The sequence below is a fragment of the Synechococcus sp. A15-127 genome (assembly GCF_014280215.1).
Lineage (GTDB): Bacteria > Cyanobacteriota > Cyanobacteriia > PCC-6307 > Cyanobiaceae > Parasynechococcus.
Genome location: NZ_CP047948.1, coordinates 339810 through 353408, shown reverse-complemented (window position 1 = coordinate 353408; position 13599 = coordinate 339810). Strand labels below are relative to the sequence as shown.

Sequence of the window (13599 nt, the reverse complement as noted above, 5' to 3'; positions counted from 1 at the left end):
CAGGACACCGCGTTTGGCCCATCTCCGCCGATGCCTGATCGTTCCGCTGACCGTCAGCCTCCTGATACCACTGGCGGCCGAAGCCAGCGAGTCACTGAACCGCCTCAGCCGCTGGATGGATCTGACCCCGGAGGACTGGACCTATCGGGTGCTGGCGCAACTGAACCAGCAGCACAGATGCGTCTCCGACCAACCCGATGGCATGGCCCGGCGCCAAACAGCCATGACCCGTATCGAAGCAGCGGCTCTGTTGCAGGCTTGCTTGAACAAGGTCAGCGTGACGACGGATGCCCTCAGGAGCCTGATCCGGGAATTCGAAGCGGAACTGGCCATCCTCAAGGGCCGCGCAGACGCCGTGGAGGCCCGTCTCGGGGAACTGAACGGGCCGTCCTTCTCCACCACCACAAAGCTGAGCGGTCTGGCGACGATCGTGCTGGGCGCAAACCGGTTCATGGGGTCCGCCGACGCCCTCGTGGGGCAGAACAACCAACGCTTCGGAGCGACAAGCTTCAACAACGATCTGCAGCTCAGCCTGGAGACCAGCTTCACGGGGAAAGACCTGTTGACCACCGTGCTGCGTGCTGGAAACTTTGATGGCGACAGCAATGTGTTCGGAGGGGCGGGACCCAGCAGCTTCGCCACCCTGGAAATGGCGTTTCAGGAGGGCGACGCGCCGAACCTTCTGGCGATCGACAAAACCTTTTACTCCTTCCCCATCGGTGACGCCTTCACCATCACCGCCGGACCACGGGTGGGGCAGGAAGACATGCTCGCTCTCTGGCCAAGCCTGTACCCCGCTGACGCCATCCTCGATGTGCTGACTCTCAATGGCGCTCCAGGGGCGTACAACAAGACACTGGGCGCCGGGGCAGGCATCAGCTGGAGCCCAGGAGACAACCTGAGCCTGTCGCTCAACTACGTGGCAGCGAACGGCAACAGCAGTTCCCCGCTCGCTGGCGGGATCGCAACAGCCCATGCCGACAGTGCCGCGACGCTGCAGGTCGGATACGAGCATGAACGCTGGAGGCTGGCGGTGATCTACTCAGCCCTGATGAGCGGGGACGAGCAGATCGCACCGGGCTTCACCCATGCCTTCGGCGTCGGCGGCTCCTGGCAGCCGGAGCAGAGTGGCTGGCTTCCATCGATCAGTGGCGGGTGGGGTTACAACCGCCATGACAGCGACAGTCAATCCTGGAGCCTCGGGCTTGAGTGGAGCGATGGGCTGATCGATGGAAACAGCATCGGCATGGGGGTGGGACAACCGATGATCGCCAGCACAATCGATGACGGCCTGGTGTGGGAATGGTGGACCTCCTGGCCGATCAGCGACTCCATCAACGTCACTCCCGCTCTGTTTCTGCTGACCCGACCGCTGGGGGACGCATCACCATCGCAACGCACGGTTCAGCAACTCGGAGCCCTGGTGAAGACCAGTTTCCGGTTCTGAGGACGCCCACGAGCCTGACCATCACCCCGAGCCAGAGCATCAGATCATTCACGCGGATGGAGTGAGATGACCAAGTTCAATCCAGCAGTTTTTTTCAATCTTGATTGGTGGCGATGGGCATCAGCCTGAGCAGGAAAAAGGGACGGATGACACCCACAATTTTCTGACAAAGCAGAAGAATTCCCCCAGTGCAGATGATCTGCACTGGGGGAACTAACGCTGTTGGTAGGGGCTGAAAACGCAAACCACAGCACATGTTGTGTTGGTCGGGGATGACACCGCCGTGTTCAATATTCCTTCAATGAGCGTCAAAAAAGACCGCCTTCGCAAACTGCCACAAACAGAAGCATGCTTTGTAGCACTTGCTGTTTAATGGGATTGCCTGGAGAGGTGTCCAGGTTCAGGGACTGCTCCCTTGGTGTGAAGGCCAGGGGAGTTTTTATTTTTCGCGGAAAATCTCCACTGGAATCACTGCTCACGCGTGTTGCTTTTACAGGTTCCGAGCAAAGCCATCGGTTCAACACTCGTTGTCTGGCATTACATCATTGTTCAGGACTTGGATCTGCCCAGCATGCGAATCCAGACGAAGAACAGGACCCCGACAGGAACGATGATCACCAGCAGCTGGGCAATCACGAAACGCTGCACATCCGGAGCCATGTCAGTTCTGGCTGAGCGCTGCCACCGCACCGGCCGCCGCCAGAGCAATGATTCCGCCCATCCAGAGCCTGTTCTGGCGAGCCAGCAACCACTCAGCAGAGCTCGACCAACGCAATCGACCTGTGGCCACTGAAGCGGTCAGCCCCAGCAACAGAACCGTCGGAATCAAAAGCGCCAGCAGAGCCTGCACCAGCATCTCCAGTCTTGTTCAGCAACTCAAAACGCCATCGGCGTTGAAAATCGGGATGACAGGATTCGAACCTGCGGCCCCTTCGTCCCGAACGAAGTGCGCTACCAAGCTGCGCTACATCCCGTTGGTTCCATCGTAGAAGACGGCCCTCAGGCGGGCAGCAGATCCCTTGCCCCCATTAAGGTTAGAGATTGACCCTGTTCAGCCGTGCTCAAGCCGGAGTGGTTGCGCGTCAAAGCCCCGCAGCGGGAACGGATCGGCGCTGTCGCCGACCTGCTGCTCGACCTGAAGCTGAACACCGTCTGCCAGGAGGCCAGCTGCCCCAACATCGGCGAATGCTTCGCTGGCGGCACCGCCACCTTTCTGATCATGGGGCCGGGATGCACCCGCGCCTGCCCTTACTGCGACATCGATTTTGACAAGAGCGTTCGCGCCCTCGACCCCTCCGAACCAGAGCGGCTCGGTGAAGCGGTGGCCCGCCTCGGCCTGAAGCACGTGGTGATCACCTCGGTAAACCGCGACGACCTGGCCGACGGCGGGGCCTCCCAGTTCGTGGCCTGCATCGAGCAGGTGAAGCAGCGCTCACCGCTCACCACGATCGAGCTGCTGATCCCCGATTTCTGCGGCAACTGGGACGCCCTGGCCACCGTGATGGCCGCCGCCCCCCATGTGCTGAACCACAACATCGAAACGGTGCCGCGCAAGTACCGCCTGGCCCGCCCCCAGGGCATTTACGACCGCTCGCTGGAGCTGCTGCAACGGGTGCGCCAGGGCTGGCCAAGCGCTTACAGCAAATCCGGCCTGATGGTGGGTCTGGGTGAAACCGACGAGGAGGTGATCGATGTTCTGCGCGACTTGCGCGCCCATCGGGTGGACATCGTCACCATCGGCCAATACCTCTCCCCCGGCCCCAAGCACCTGGCGGTGGACCGTTTCGTGACGCCCGAGCAGTTCGACCGCTACCGCCGCGTCGGCGAAGAGGAGCTGGGCTTTCTGCAGGTGGTGAGCACCCCCCTCACCCGCAGCAGCTATCACGCCGGTGAGGTGCAGCGGCTCATGGCCAGCCATCCCCGCTGACGGGGATCCACTGCTGCAACGTCCAGCTCACCAGATCGGCCTGGATCATCGGGTCCTGCTGCACCCACGCCAGGGCCTCGGAGTAGGTCTCCGCCTCAAAAATCAGCAGCCCGCCGCCACCGGGGCGGCGCTGTTCATCCACCAGAAAGCCGCTGCGGATTCGCCGGCCCGCTGCACTCTGCTGCTCCACCCAGGCCCGGTGGGCCTCCAGGTGCGACCGCCGCTGGTCCAGGGACAGCTCGGCGGTCTGCGGCGTGAAGGTTTCGTGCTTAATGAACCAGGCCACAGGTTGCCGCGGCCGGATCAGGCCGCCACCGCCTGCTTCTGCGTCAGCCCCATCGCCGCTCGCTCGCTCGGTGGCACCAGCACCTTGAAACGACCCTTCGCCGCGGCCCAGTCCGCCAGCAGCGCTGAGGCTTTGCTGCTGCCGGTCGCCGCCTCATGAGCCTCCAGCAGGCCCTTGAGCACGGTCTCCTGCTCAGCCGTGGTGATGCTGCAGACCTCCACGATCTCAGGGTTCACTCGTGGCACGACGCGATCACCCTCATCCAGCAGGAAGCTGACGCCGCCGGTCATGCCAGCCCCAACATTGCGGCCGGTGCTGCCCAGCACCACCACCACACCACCGGTCATGTACTCGCAGCAGTGGTCGCCGGCTCCCTCCACCACAGCGCGGGCACCGCTGTTGCGCACCCCGAAGCGCTCGCCGGCACGGCCGAGGGCGAACAGTTCACCGCCGGTGGCGCCATAGAGGCAGGTGTTGCCGAGGATCACCTGATCACCGGGATCAGCGCAGCCATCGGCAGGCACCAGGCTGATGCGGCCACTGTTCATGCCCTTGCCGACGTAATCGTTGGCCTCACCCTCCAGCCGCACGTTCATGCCCTGCACGAGAAAGGCGCCGAAACTCTGGCCGGCAGCACCCTGGTAGGTGAGATCCAGCTGCCCGTTGAAGCCGCGGTTGCCGTGGCGCTGGGCGATCTCACCGGCCAGGCGGGCGCCGACGCTGCGATCGGTGTTGATGATCGCGATCGTGCGGCTCAGGGAGCCGTGGCTCTCCAGCGCCGCCAGCAGCTCGGCGTCGGCCAGCAGTTGATCCTCAAGAATCGGGCCGTTGCCATGGGCTTCGGCACTGTGACGCAGCCAGGCACGGTCTTCTGAGCCCTGGATCGGCGCCAGCAGGCTGGAGAGATCCACACCCTGGGTTTTGGCCAGCTGCACCGCACGGGGTTGAAGCAACTCGCTGCGGCCGATCAGATCCTCGAGTCTGGCGACGCCGAGCAGGCTCAACAGCTGACGCACCTCTTCCGCCACGTACCAGAAGAAATTCACCACGTGCTCGGGCACACCTTTGAAGCGCTTGCGCAAGGCTTCCTTCTGGGTTGCCACCCCCACCGGGCAATTGTTGGTGTGGCAGACGCGCGCCATGATGCAGCCCTCGGCGATCATCGCCACCGAGCCGAAGCCATATTCCTCGGCACCGAGCATGGCGGCGATCACCACGTCCCAACCGGTCTTGAGGCCGCCATCAGCGCGCAGCAGCACCCGGTCGCGCAGGCCGTTCTCCAGCAGGCTGCGGTGCACCTCGGTGAGCCCCAGTTCCCAGGGGCTACCGGCATGTTTAATCGAACTCAGCGGTGAGGCACCGGTGCCGCCGTCATGGCCGGAGATCTGAATCACATCGGCATTGGCCTTGGCCACACCGGCTGCGATGGTGCCGATGCCGATCTCGGCCACCAGCTTCACGCTCACCGGGGCCTTGGGGTGCACCTGATGCAGGTCATGGATCAGCTGGGCCAGATCCTCGATTGAATAAATGTCGTGATGCGGCGGCGGCGAGATCAACGCCACGCCAGGTTTGCTGTTGCGCAGCCAGGCGATGTATTCATCGACCTTCGGGCCGGGCAACTGGCCGCCCTCACCGGGCTTGGCCCCCTGGGCCACCTTGATCTCCAGCTGTCTGCCGCTGCGCAGGTATTCAGCCGTGACACCGAAGCGCCCTGAGGCCACCTGCTTGATCGCTGAGCAGGCCGTGTCGCCATTACGCAGGCCACCGATGCTCGGGAATGCGGCCGAACGCCCCTCGACATCCACATCATTGAGCACCTGGAAGCGGGCCGGATCCTCGCCGCCCTCGCCGCTGTTGCTCTTACCGCCGATGCGGTTCATCGCCACCGCCAGCACTTCGTGGGCCTCACGCGACAGGGCCCCAAGACTCATGCCGCCGGTGCAGAAGCGGCTGCAGAGGCTTTCGGCACTTTCCACCTGATCCAGGGGAAGCGGCGTGGGCGCCAGCTTGAACTCCAGCAGATCCCTCAGGGCCGTGACCGGCCTGTTCTCCAGCAGGGTCTTGTAGGTGGAGAAATGGTCGTAACCCGGACCGGTCTTCACGGCCGCATGCAGGGCCTTGGCCATGTCCGGACTGTTGAGGTGGTACTCACCGCCGGTGCGGTACTGCACAAAGCCCATGAACTCCAGCTTGCTGCGGTTCAGCTCCGGGAAGGCCTTGGCATGCAGCGACAGCGTCTCGTTGGCCAGTTCGGCCAGGGTCATGCCGGCCACACGGCTGGTGGTACCGGTGAAGGCGGTGGCGATCACATCGGCGCCGAGGCCGATCGCCTCGAAGATCTGAGCGCCGTGATAGCTGGCCAGCAGCGAGATGCCGATCTTGGAGAGGATCTTGCGCAGGCCGTTCTCCAACGACACCCGCACATTCGCCTGCACCTTGTCGGCGTCCAGAGCCGGCAGCTTGCCCTGCTCGATCCGCTTCAGTGTTTTGGGATGAGCCAGCCAGTGACGGGTGGTCTCCCAGGTGAGCCATGGGCAGACAGCGCTGGCGCCGTAACCGATCAGGCAGGCCATGTGGTGCGTGCTCCAGCACTGGGCGGTATCCGCCACCAGCGAGCAATGCAGCCGCAGCTTCTGACGCAGCAGATGGTGATGCACCGCCCCCACCGCCAGCAACGCCGGCATCGCCACAACGGTGGCCGTCAGCGGAGCCAGAGCACCGGCACGGTCGACACGGTCGGACAGCACCAACACCTGAGCGCCGCCGCGCACTGCCTCCTCCGCTGCCTGGCAGAGCGCATCAAGGGCTGAGCTAAGGCCACCGGCACAGGCCTCAACAGCCACCTGAGTCGAGAGGGTTGTCACCGGCAGACCCTGCTGGCTGATCGCCACCAGCTCGGCTTCATTCAGCACCGGGGTATCCAGGTGAATCACCGCGGCGGCCTCCGCCTGGGGCTTCAGCGCCGGGCGACGTTCACCCAGATGCATCTCCAGGCTCATCACCAGCTTTTCGCGCAGGGGATCGATCGGTGGGTTGGTGACCTGGGCGAAGCGCTGCTTGAAGTAGTCGTACAGCAGGTGCGGCTTCTCGGAGAGCACCGCCAGTGGGATGTCATCCCCCATGCAGTAAGTGGGTTCCTTGCCCAGACCGGCCATGTCCTCGATCACCAGATCGAAGTCTTCCGCGGTGAAACCCATGGCGGTCTGCAGCCGCAGCAGATCCAGCTCGCCGATCTGGCGCTCCTTCGTCCAGGGCTGGGGAGCGACGCTGCGACGGTGCTGCTGCAGCCAGTCGCTGTAAGGGAAACGCCCGGCGGCGTCCTCCTTCACGGTCCAGTTGTCCAGCAGCTGCCCGGCCTCCAGATCCACTGCCACCATCTGGCCCGGACCGAGGCGCCCCTTCTGGACCACGGTCTTGCCGCTGAGATCCACAACGCCGGTTTCCGATCCCATGATCACGAACCCATCCGCGGTGGTGCACCAACGGGCCGGTCGCAGACCGTTGCGATCCAGGGTGGCGCCCACCCGCTTGCCGTCGGCGAACACCAGAAGGGCGGGACCGTCCCAGGGCTCCTGGATGCCGGCATTGAACTCGTACATCGCCGTCACCTGCGGACGGCTGTCGAGATCGGGCTGATTGCGGAAGGCCTCCGGCACCAGCGTGATCAGGCTGTCAGTGATCGAGCGGCCACTGCGCACCATCAGCTCAAGCGTGGCGTCGAGATTGGCCGAGTCGCTGAAGCTCGGGTTGACCACCGGGTTGAGGTCAGCCGCTGAATCTCCCCAGACCTCCGAAAGGCTGGCTTCTGAGGCCTTCGCCCAGTTGAGGTTGCCCAACAGGGTGTTGATCTCACCGTTGTGACCCAACAACCGCATCGGTTGAGCGAGGGGCCAGCGGGGCAGGGTGTTGGTGCTGAAGCGGCGGTGATAGACCGCGAAGCTCACTTCAAAGCGGGGGTCCCGCAGATCGGCGTAGTACTGCGCCAGCACCTCGGAGCGCACCATGCCCTTGTACACAACGGTGCGGCTGCTCAAGGAGGCCACGTAGACATCCAGCGAGCCCTCGAAGCCCCAGGCCTCTCGGGCGCGGGCACCGATCCGGCGGCGCAGACGCAGCAGCAGCGCTTCAAAGGCATCGCCCTCGGCATCACCGGCCAGCAGCCACTGCTCGATCACGGGTGCGGTCTGCCGCGCCATCGGTCCCAGCACAGCGGGATCCACCGGCACCACCCGCCAACCGGCGGAGCTCAGCCCCAGAGCCGCAGCTTCGTCCTCGCAGAACTGACGCGCCAGGTCCCGCTTGCCGGGGTCCTGAGGCATGAACAGCATTCCAAGACCTTTCGCCGATGCCGCATCAGGCCAGAACGCCCTCAGATATGTCCATGGGATTTCGCAGAGCACCCCTGCGCCATCGCCGGAATCCCCGTCACCACCACAGCCGCCACGGTGTTCCATGCAGCCGAGACCCCGCAGAGCCTGCTGCAGAACCCAGTGGCTGGTCTCACCCGACAGCTGCGCCAGGAATCCAACGCCGCAGGCATCCTTCTCTCCCGCGACCGACTCGGGCGCTGGACTGTCCCGATAGGGCCAGAACGCTGCGGGACAGGTGGATTCGGGCATGGGCGGAGACCGGACAAACACTTGGGTCTGCAGCGACGTCCTCTGCAGAAACCATCTCTTCCAGTGATCCTAGGCAGGCGCCTTTCGCTTCCCACGCGCTTCCATGCTGCCCCTCGCCCAGCTGCCTGAACCTCCGCCGGAGGTGCGTTTTGCTGCCAGCCGCAGCGGCAACCGCATCCTGATCGCCGGCCAGCGCCTGTCGGGAGGCTGGCAGTGGCAGGGGCAGCGCGATGACCAGCCCGATGAACTCTGGCTGCCTCTGGATCTGCTGGAGGGTCAGCTGGGCTTCAGCCGTCTCGAGAACGGAAACCTGGAGTGGTACGGCGAGCAACGTCCTCTGGAGAGCATTCCGCAGCGGCCCCTCGGTGATGAAGTGGCGCTGGAGGTGGCGGACTGGCTGGGGGCGGTGGGGGTCCGGAGCAGCACCCGCGGCCGTCAGCTGCTGCTGGAGCTTCCGGCACCACTGCTGCAGCGCCTCAGACGTGGCAAGGGCAGCAACGCCGGCCGGGTGGTGTTCGACCTCGATGGACCGGTGTTCGTGCAACGGCTCGGCAGCGATCTGCTTTTGGATTTCCGCAGCAACCCTGGCCAGCAACGCCTGCTGCGGACCCTGGGGCTGCAACCGCGCCAGACCGAGAACGGACTGCGCCTGCAGGGCCAGGCAACCCGGTTGAGCACACTCACCCTGGCCGATCCCTGGCGCGTGGTGCTCGACGGCCTCGGGGAGCCGGCAGCCGAGGCCGTGAGGGCTCAGCAACAGACCCCCCTGCCCCTGAGCCATCCCGCTGTAGCGGGCCTGGTGCGCCGCGGGCTGGTGCTGGAGCGCCGCCAGGTGACCGTTGGGGTGAAGCCGCTGGAAGTGCTGCGGGCCGGAGGCGACCTGCCCAACCTTGGACTGAAGCTCAAACCCCTGACGATGGTGGGCAGCCAGCAGGGCCTGCGCTTCCTTCCTCAGCTGACGCGCCCCGCCGGTGCGGTGATCGGGGTCAACGGCGGGTATTTCAACCGGATCCGCCAGCTCCCGCTCGGTGCGCTGCGGCGTAATGGTGTCTGGCTGTCCGGACCGATCCTCAATCGTGGCGTGATCGCCTGGAACCAGAACAGCGCGCTGCAGTTCGGACGGCTGCGGCTGGACCAGGACCTGGTGGTGAATGGAGGACGCCGCTGGGGTCTCGGCTATCTCAACAGCGGCTACGTGCAGAAGGGCCTCAGCCGCTACACCCGCGCCTGGGGACCGGTGTACCGGGCCCTCAGCGGCGAGGAGCAGGCGCTGCTGGTGCGCGACGGAATCGTCGAGACCCTTTATGCATCCGCAGCACTACGTCGGGGGGTTCCACTGGCGGCACAGACGGATCTGGTGGTCGCCCGCGGTGGTGCGCGGCTGCCGGCTCAACCCGGGGACAGGGTCACGCTGCGGCTGCGGGCAAACAGCATGCTCGGGGAGTCCAGCAACGTGCTCGGAGGCGGCCCCCTCCTGCTGCAGGAGGGCCGCGTGGTGCTCAACGGCCGCGGAGAAGGATTCAGCCCGGGGTTTCTCAGCCTGTCGGCGCCCCGCACCGTGGTCGGCAGCGGCGAGGGCGGCACGTGGCTGCTCACCCTGCGCGGGTCCACCGGCAGCGATCCGACCCTGCTGGAGACAACCCTGGCCATGCAGCAGCTGGGGCTGCGGGATGCCCTCAACCTGGATGGCGGCAGTTCAACCACCATGGACGTGGCCGGTCGCAGCCTGATGAACGGACGCGGCAGCTCGCCCCGGATCCACAACGGCCTGGGCCTGGTCCCCGGCTGAGGCCTGTCATTGTGGGGGCCGCATTTCCATCGCCGATGGCTGCCGCCAACCTGCGCCTGACCCCGACGGCAGCAGCGGAACTGGGCCGCCAGGCGTCCGTGGCCGGCACTCCCGGCCAGATGCATCTGGATCTCACGCCCGGTGAGTGTGCCGAGCATGTGATCCGCATCCGTCCCGGCCATCTCGCCGGTGTGGCCATCGCCCGTGCCGATGGCGTCACCCTGCATGCCCCGCGTGAGCAGCTGAGCCTGCTGCAGGGGCTGATCCTCGACTACCGGGGCGACCTCAGCGGTGGAGGCTTTCTGATCCGCGGTGGCGATGCCATCCAACCCTGCGCCTGCGGCAGCGCATTCAGTCGTTAGGGATAGAAGGGGCCGGTCAACCGGTATCGTGTTGGATTGTCGAATCAGGTCGGAGCGTCCGACCGCTCGCCGACCCTCGATGCCAACCATCCAACAGCTGATCCGCACGGAGCGCCAGCGCCTCAAGGCCAAGACCAAGTCCCCGGCCCTGAAAGCCTGTCCCGAACGCCGGGGCGTGTGCACCCGGGTGTACACCTCCACGCCGAAGAAACCCAATTCGGCTCTGCGCAAGGTGGCCCGTGTACGGCTCACCTCCGGATTCGAGGTCACCGCTTACATCGGGGGCATCGGCCACAACCTTCAGGAGCACTCCGTTGTGCTGATCCGTGGCGGTCGTGTCAAGGATCTGCCCGGTGTGAGATATCACATCATTCGCGGAACCCTGGACACCTCCGGCGTGAAGGACCGTCGTCAGTCACGCTCCAAGTACGGCGCCAAGGCTCCGAAGGAGTGATCTCCGATCACCCCATCACCACCTCGTCACACCACACAAACGTCCTGAGCTTTCATGTCCCGCCGCAACGCCGCTGAAAAACGCCCGATCCTTCCGGACCCGCAGTTCAACAGCCGACTGGCCTCGATGATGGTGGCCCGGTTGATGCAGCACGGGAAGAAGTCCACGGCCCAGCGGATCCTCTCGGACGCATTCGGCCTGATCAACGAGCGCACCGGTGGTGATCCCCTCGAACTGTTCGAGACCGCGGTCAAGAACGCCACTCCGCTGGTCGAGGTGCGGGCCCGCCGGGTGGGTGGTGCCACCTACCAGGTGCCGATGGAAGTCCGTCAGGAACGCGGCACCGCCATGGCCCTGCGCTGGCTGGTGAGCTTCTCCCGCTCCCGCAACGGCCGCAGCATGGCTCAGAAACTCGCCGGCGAACTGATGGATGCCGCCAACGAAGCCGGCAGCGCCGTTCGCAAGCGCGAAGAGACCCACAAGATGGCAGAAGCCAACAAGGCTTTCGCCCACTACCGCTACTGAGGCTGACCAGCCAGCCCATCAACACACTTGTTCATGGGCTTGCCTGTAGAGTCACCCCGCCTTTTCACGCCTCACCCCCGGAGATTTTCCTGTGGCCCGCGCTTTTCCCCTGGAACGCGTCAGAAATATTGGTATTGCAGCACACATTGACGCTGGTAAGACCACCACGACTGAACGGATCCTGTTTTATTCAGGAGTGGTGCACAAAATCGGCGAAGTACACGATGGCGCCGCCGTAACCGACTGGATGGCCCAGGAGCGTGAGCGTGGCATCACCATCACGGCAGCAGCCATCTCCACCAGTTGGCAGGACCACCGAATCAACATCATCGACACGCCTGGGCACGTCGACTTCACCATCGAGGTGGAGCGCTCCATGCGCGTTCTCGATGGTGTGATCGCTGTGTTCTGTGCGGTCGGCGGCGTTCAGCCTCAGTCCGAGACGGTCTGGAGACAAGCGGATCGCTACTCCGTGCCCCGCATGGTGTTCGTCAACAAGATGGACCGCACCGGAGCGGACTTCCTGAAGGTTCACAGTCAGATCAAGGACCGTCTGAAAGCCAATGCTGCACCGATCCAACTGCCGATCGGTGCTGAAGGGGAGCTGAGCGGCATCATCGACCTGGTGGAGAACAAGGCCCACATCTATAAGGACGACCTGGGTCAGGACATCGAAGTCACCGATGTTCCCGACGACATGAAGGATCAGGTCGCCGAGTGGCGCAACGTCCTCATGGAAACGGTCGCGGAAACCGATGAGAGCCTGATCGAGAAGTTCCTGGAAACCGGCGAACTCAGCAATGAAGAATTGAAGAGTGGCATCCGTCAGGGCGTGCTGAAGCACGGTCTGGTGCCCGTGCTCTGCGGCTCCGCCTTCAAGAACAAGGGTGTCCAGCTGGTTCTCGACGCAGTGGTCGACTACCTACCCGCTCCTATCGACGTTCCCCCCATCCAGGGTCTGCTGCCCAACGGCAGCGAGGCGGTTCGCCCCTCCGACGACAGCGCGCCCTTCAGTGCGCTGGCCTTCAAGGTCATGGCCGATCCCTACGGCAAGCTCACCTTCGTTCGGATGTATTCCGGCATCCTGTCCAAGGGCAGCTACGTGCTGAACTCCACGAAGGATTCCAAGGAACGCATCTCTCGCCTCGTGGTGCTGAAGGCCGACGACCGCGAGGAAGTTGACGAACTGCGCGCCGGTGACCTCGGCGCAGTGCTCGGCCTGAAGGCGACCACGACCGGCGACACCCTCTGTTCCGTTGAAGACCCGATCGTCCTCGAGACCCTGTTCGTTCCCGAACCGGTGATCTCTGTGGCCGTTGAGCCCAAGACCAAGGGCGACATGGAGAAGCTCTCCAAAGCCCTGGTTGCACTGGCTGAGGAAGACCCGACCTTCCGTGTCAACACAGATCAGGAAACCGGTCAGACCGTGATCGCCGGCATGGGTGAACTCCACCTGGAAATCCTGGTGGATCGCATGCTGCGCGAGTTCAAGGTGGAAGCCAACATCGGCGCTCCGCAGGTGTCCTATCGGGAGACCATCCGCGGTTCAGCCGGTGGCGAAGGCAAGTTCTCCCGCCAGACCGGTGGTAAAGGCCAATACGGTCATGTGGTGATCGAAATGGAACCCGGCGAGCCGGAATCCGGTTTCGAATTCATCAACAAGATTGTTGGTGGTGTTGTTCCCAAGGAATACATCAAGCCTGCTGAGATGGGCATGAAGGAGACCTGCGAATCCGGCGTTATCGCCGGTTACCCGCTGATCGACGTGAAGGTCAAGATGGTCGACGGCTCTTATCACGACGTCGACTCCTCGGAGATGGCGTTCAAGATCGCCGGCTCCATGGCCTTCAAAGATGCCGTCAAGAAGTGCAATCCTGTGCTTCTTGAACCGATGATGAAGGTCGAGGTCGAGGTTCCCGAGGATTTCCTCGGCTCGGTCATCGGCGACCTGTCCTCCCGTCGGGGTCAGGTTGAAGGTCAGGCGATTGACGATGGCACGTCAAAAGTCTCGGCCAAGGTGCCCCTGGCCGAGATGTTCGGCTACGCCACCGAACTCCGATCCATGACCCAGGGTCGGGGTATTTTCTCTATGGAATTCAGCCACTACGAGGATGTTCCTCGCAACGTGGCCGAGGCCATCATCTCCAAGAATCAGGGCAATTCCTGATCTCTAACCCCCCTTAATTC

At 64.0% G+C, this 13599-nt stretch carries 10 protein-coding genes and 1 tRNA gene; 7 read left to right on the top strand and 4 right to left on the bottom strand.

Annotation, left to right across the window (positions count from 1 at the left end; genetic code table 11):
- Window positions 1–13: 13 nt before the first annotated feature.
- Window positions 14–1447, top strand: a complete 1434-nt coding sequence (locus tag SynA15127_RS01790) for an iron uptake porin (protein ID WP_186484779.1) — start codon at window positions 14–16, stop codon at window positions 1445–1447.
- 661 nt (window positions 1448–2108) lie between these two features.
- Here the strand turns inward: SynA15127_RS01790 and SynA15127_RS01785 are convergent.
- Both SynA15127_RS01785 and SynA15127_RS01780 read right to left on the bottom strand, forming a co-directional pair.
- On the bottom strand, window positions 2109–2303 hold the full coding sequence (locus SynA15127_RS01785; RefSeq protein WP_255475541.1) for a hypothetical protein: 195 nt from the start codon (window positions 2301–2303) through the stop codon (window positions 2109–2111).
- Window positions 2304–2347: 44 nt separating this feature from the next.
- A tRNA-Pro gene (locus SynA15127_RS01780) sits at window positions 2348–2421 on the bottom strand.
- Window positions 2422–2504: 83 nt separating this feature from the next.
- Between SynA15127_RS01780 and lipA the strand changes: the two genes are divergently transcribed.
- Window positions 2505–3374 carry a lipoyl synthase gene (gene lipA / locus SynA15127_RS01775; RefSeq protein WP_186484778.1) on the top strand — a complete coding sequence of 290 codons (870 nt, stop codon included), beginning with the start codon at window positions 2505–2507 and terminating at the stop codon, window positions 3372–3374.
- On the opposite strand, the gene SynA15127_RS01770 is transcribed toward lipA, so the two are convergent.
- On the bottom strand, window positions 3352–3660 hold the full coding sequence (locus tag SynA15127_RS01770) for a YciI family protein (RefSeq protein ID WP_186484777.1): 309 nt from the start codon (window positions 3658–3660) through the stop codon (window positions 3352–3354). The two genes, lipA and SynA15127_RS01770, sit on opposite strands and share 23 nt — an antisense overlap.
- A gap of 17 nt (window positions 3661–3677) precedes the next feature.
- Window positions 3678–8282, bottom strand: coding sequence for a glutamate synthase large subunit (gltB, locus tag SynA15127_RS01765; protein WP_186484776.1), 4605 nt, complete (start codon window positions 8280–8282; stop codon window positions 3678–3680).
- A gap of 103 nt (window positions 8283–8385) precedes the next feature.
- On the opposite strand from gltB, the gene SynA15127_RS01760 reads away from it, so the two are divergent.
- From SynA15127_RS01760 to fusA, 5 genes are all read left to right on the top strand, one after another.
- Complete coding sequence (locus SynA15127_RS01760) at window positions 8386–10071, top strand: phosphodiester glycosidase family protein (protein WP_186484775.1); 1686 nt, start codon at window positions 8386–8388, stop codon at window positions 10069–10071.
- A gap of 35 nt (window positions 10072–10106) precedes the next feature.
- A complete protein-coding gene (locus tag SynA15127_RS01755; RefSeq protein WP_186484774.1) occupies window positions 10107–10433 on the top strand; it encodes an AIR synthase in 327 nt (108 codons plus the stop codon).
- Between the two features lie 79 nt (window positions 10434–10512).
- Window positions 10513–10887, top strand: coding sequence for a 30S ribosomal protein S12 (rpsL, locus tag SynA15127_RS01750; RefSeq protein WP_186484773.1), 375 nt, complete (start codon window positions 10513–10515; stop codon window positions 10885–10887).
- 54 nt (window positions 10888–10941) lie between these two features.
- Complete coding sequence (gene rpsG, locus SynA15127_RS01745; protein WP_043694760.1) at window positions 10942–11412, top strand: 30S ribosomal protein S7; 471 nt, start codon at window positions 10942–10944, stop codon at window positions 11410–11412.
- A gap of 91 nt (window positions 11413–11503) precedes the next feature.
- Window positions 11504–13579, top strand: a complete 2076-nt coding sequence (gene fusA, locus SynA15127_RS01740) for an elongation factor G (protein ID WP_186484772.1) — start codon at window positions 11504–11506, stop codon at window positions 13577–13579.
- Window positions 13580–13599 lie beyond the last annotated feature (20 nt).

What these genes read in the sequence shown, in the direction of transcription:
- gltB (WP_186484776.1), bottom strand. Translation starts at nt 8,282, where the DNA reads ATGCCCGAATCCACCTGTCCCGCAGCGTTCTGGCCCTATCGGGACAGT.
- rpsL (WP_186484773.1), top strand. Translation starts at nt 10,513, where the DNA reads ATGCCAACCATCCAACAGCTGATCCGCACGGAGCGCCAGCGCCTCAAG.
- SynA15127_RS01785 (WP_255475541.1), bottom strand. Translation starts at nt 2,303, where the DNA reads ATGCTGGTGCAGGCTCTGCTGGCGCTTTTGATTCCGACGGTTCTGTTG.
- SynA15127_RS01755 (WP_186484774.1), top strand. Translation starts at nt 10,107, where the DNA reads ATGGCTGCCGCCAACCTGCGCCTGACCCCGACGGCAGCAGCGGAACTG.
- rpsG (WP_043694760.1), top strand. Translation starts at nt 10,942, where the DNA reads ATGTCCCGCCGCAACGCCGCTGAAAAACGCCCGATCCTTCCGGACCCG.
- SynA15127_RS01760 (WP_186484775.1), top strand. Translation starts at nt 8,386, where the DNA reads ATGCTGCCCCTCGCCCAGCTGCCTGAACCTCCGCCGGAGGTGCGTTTT.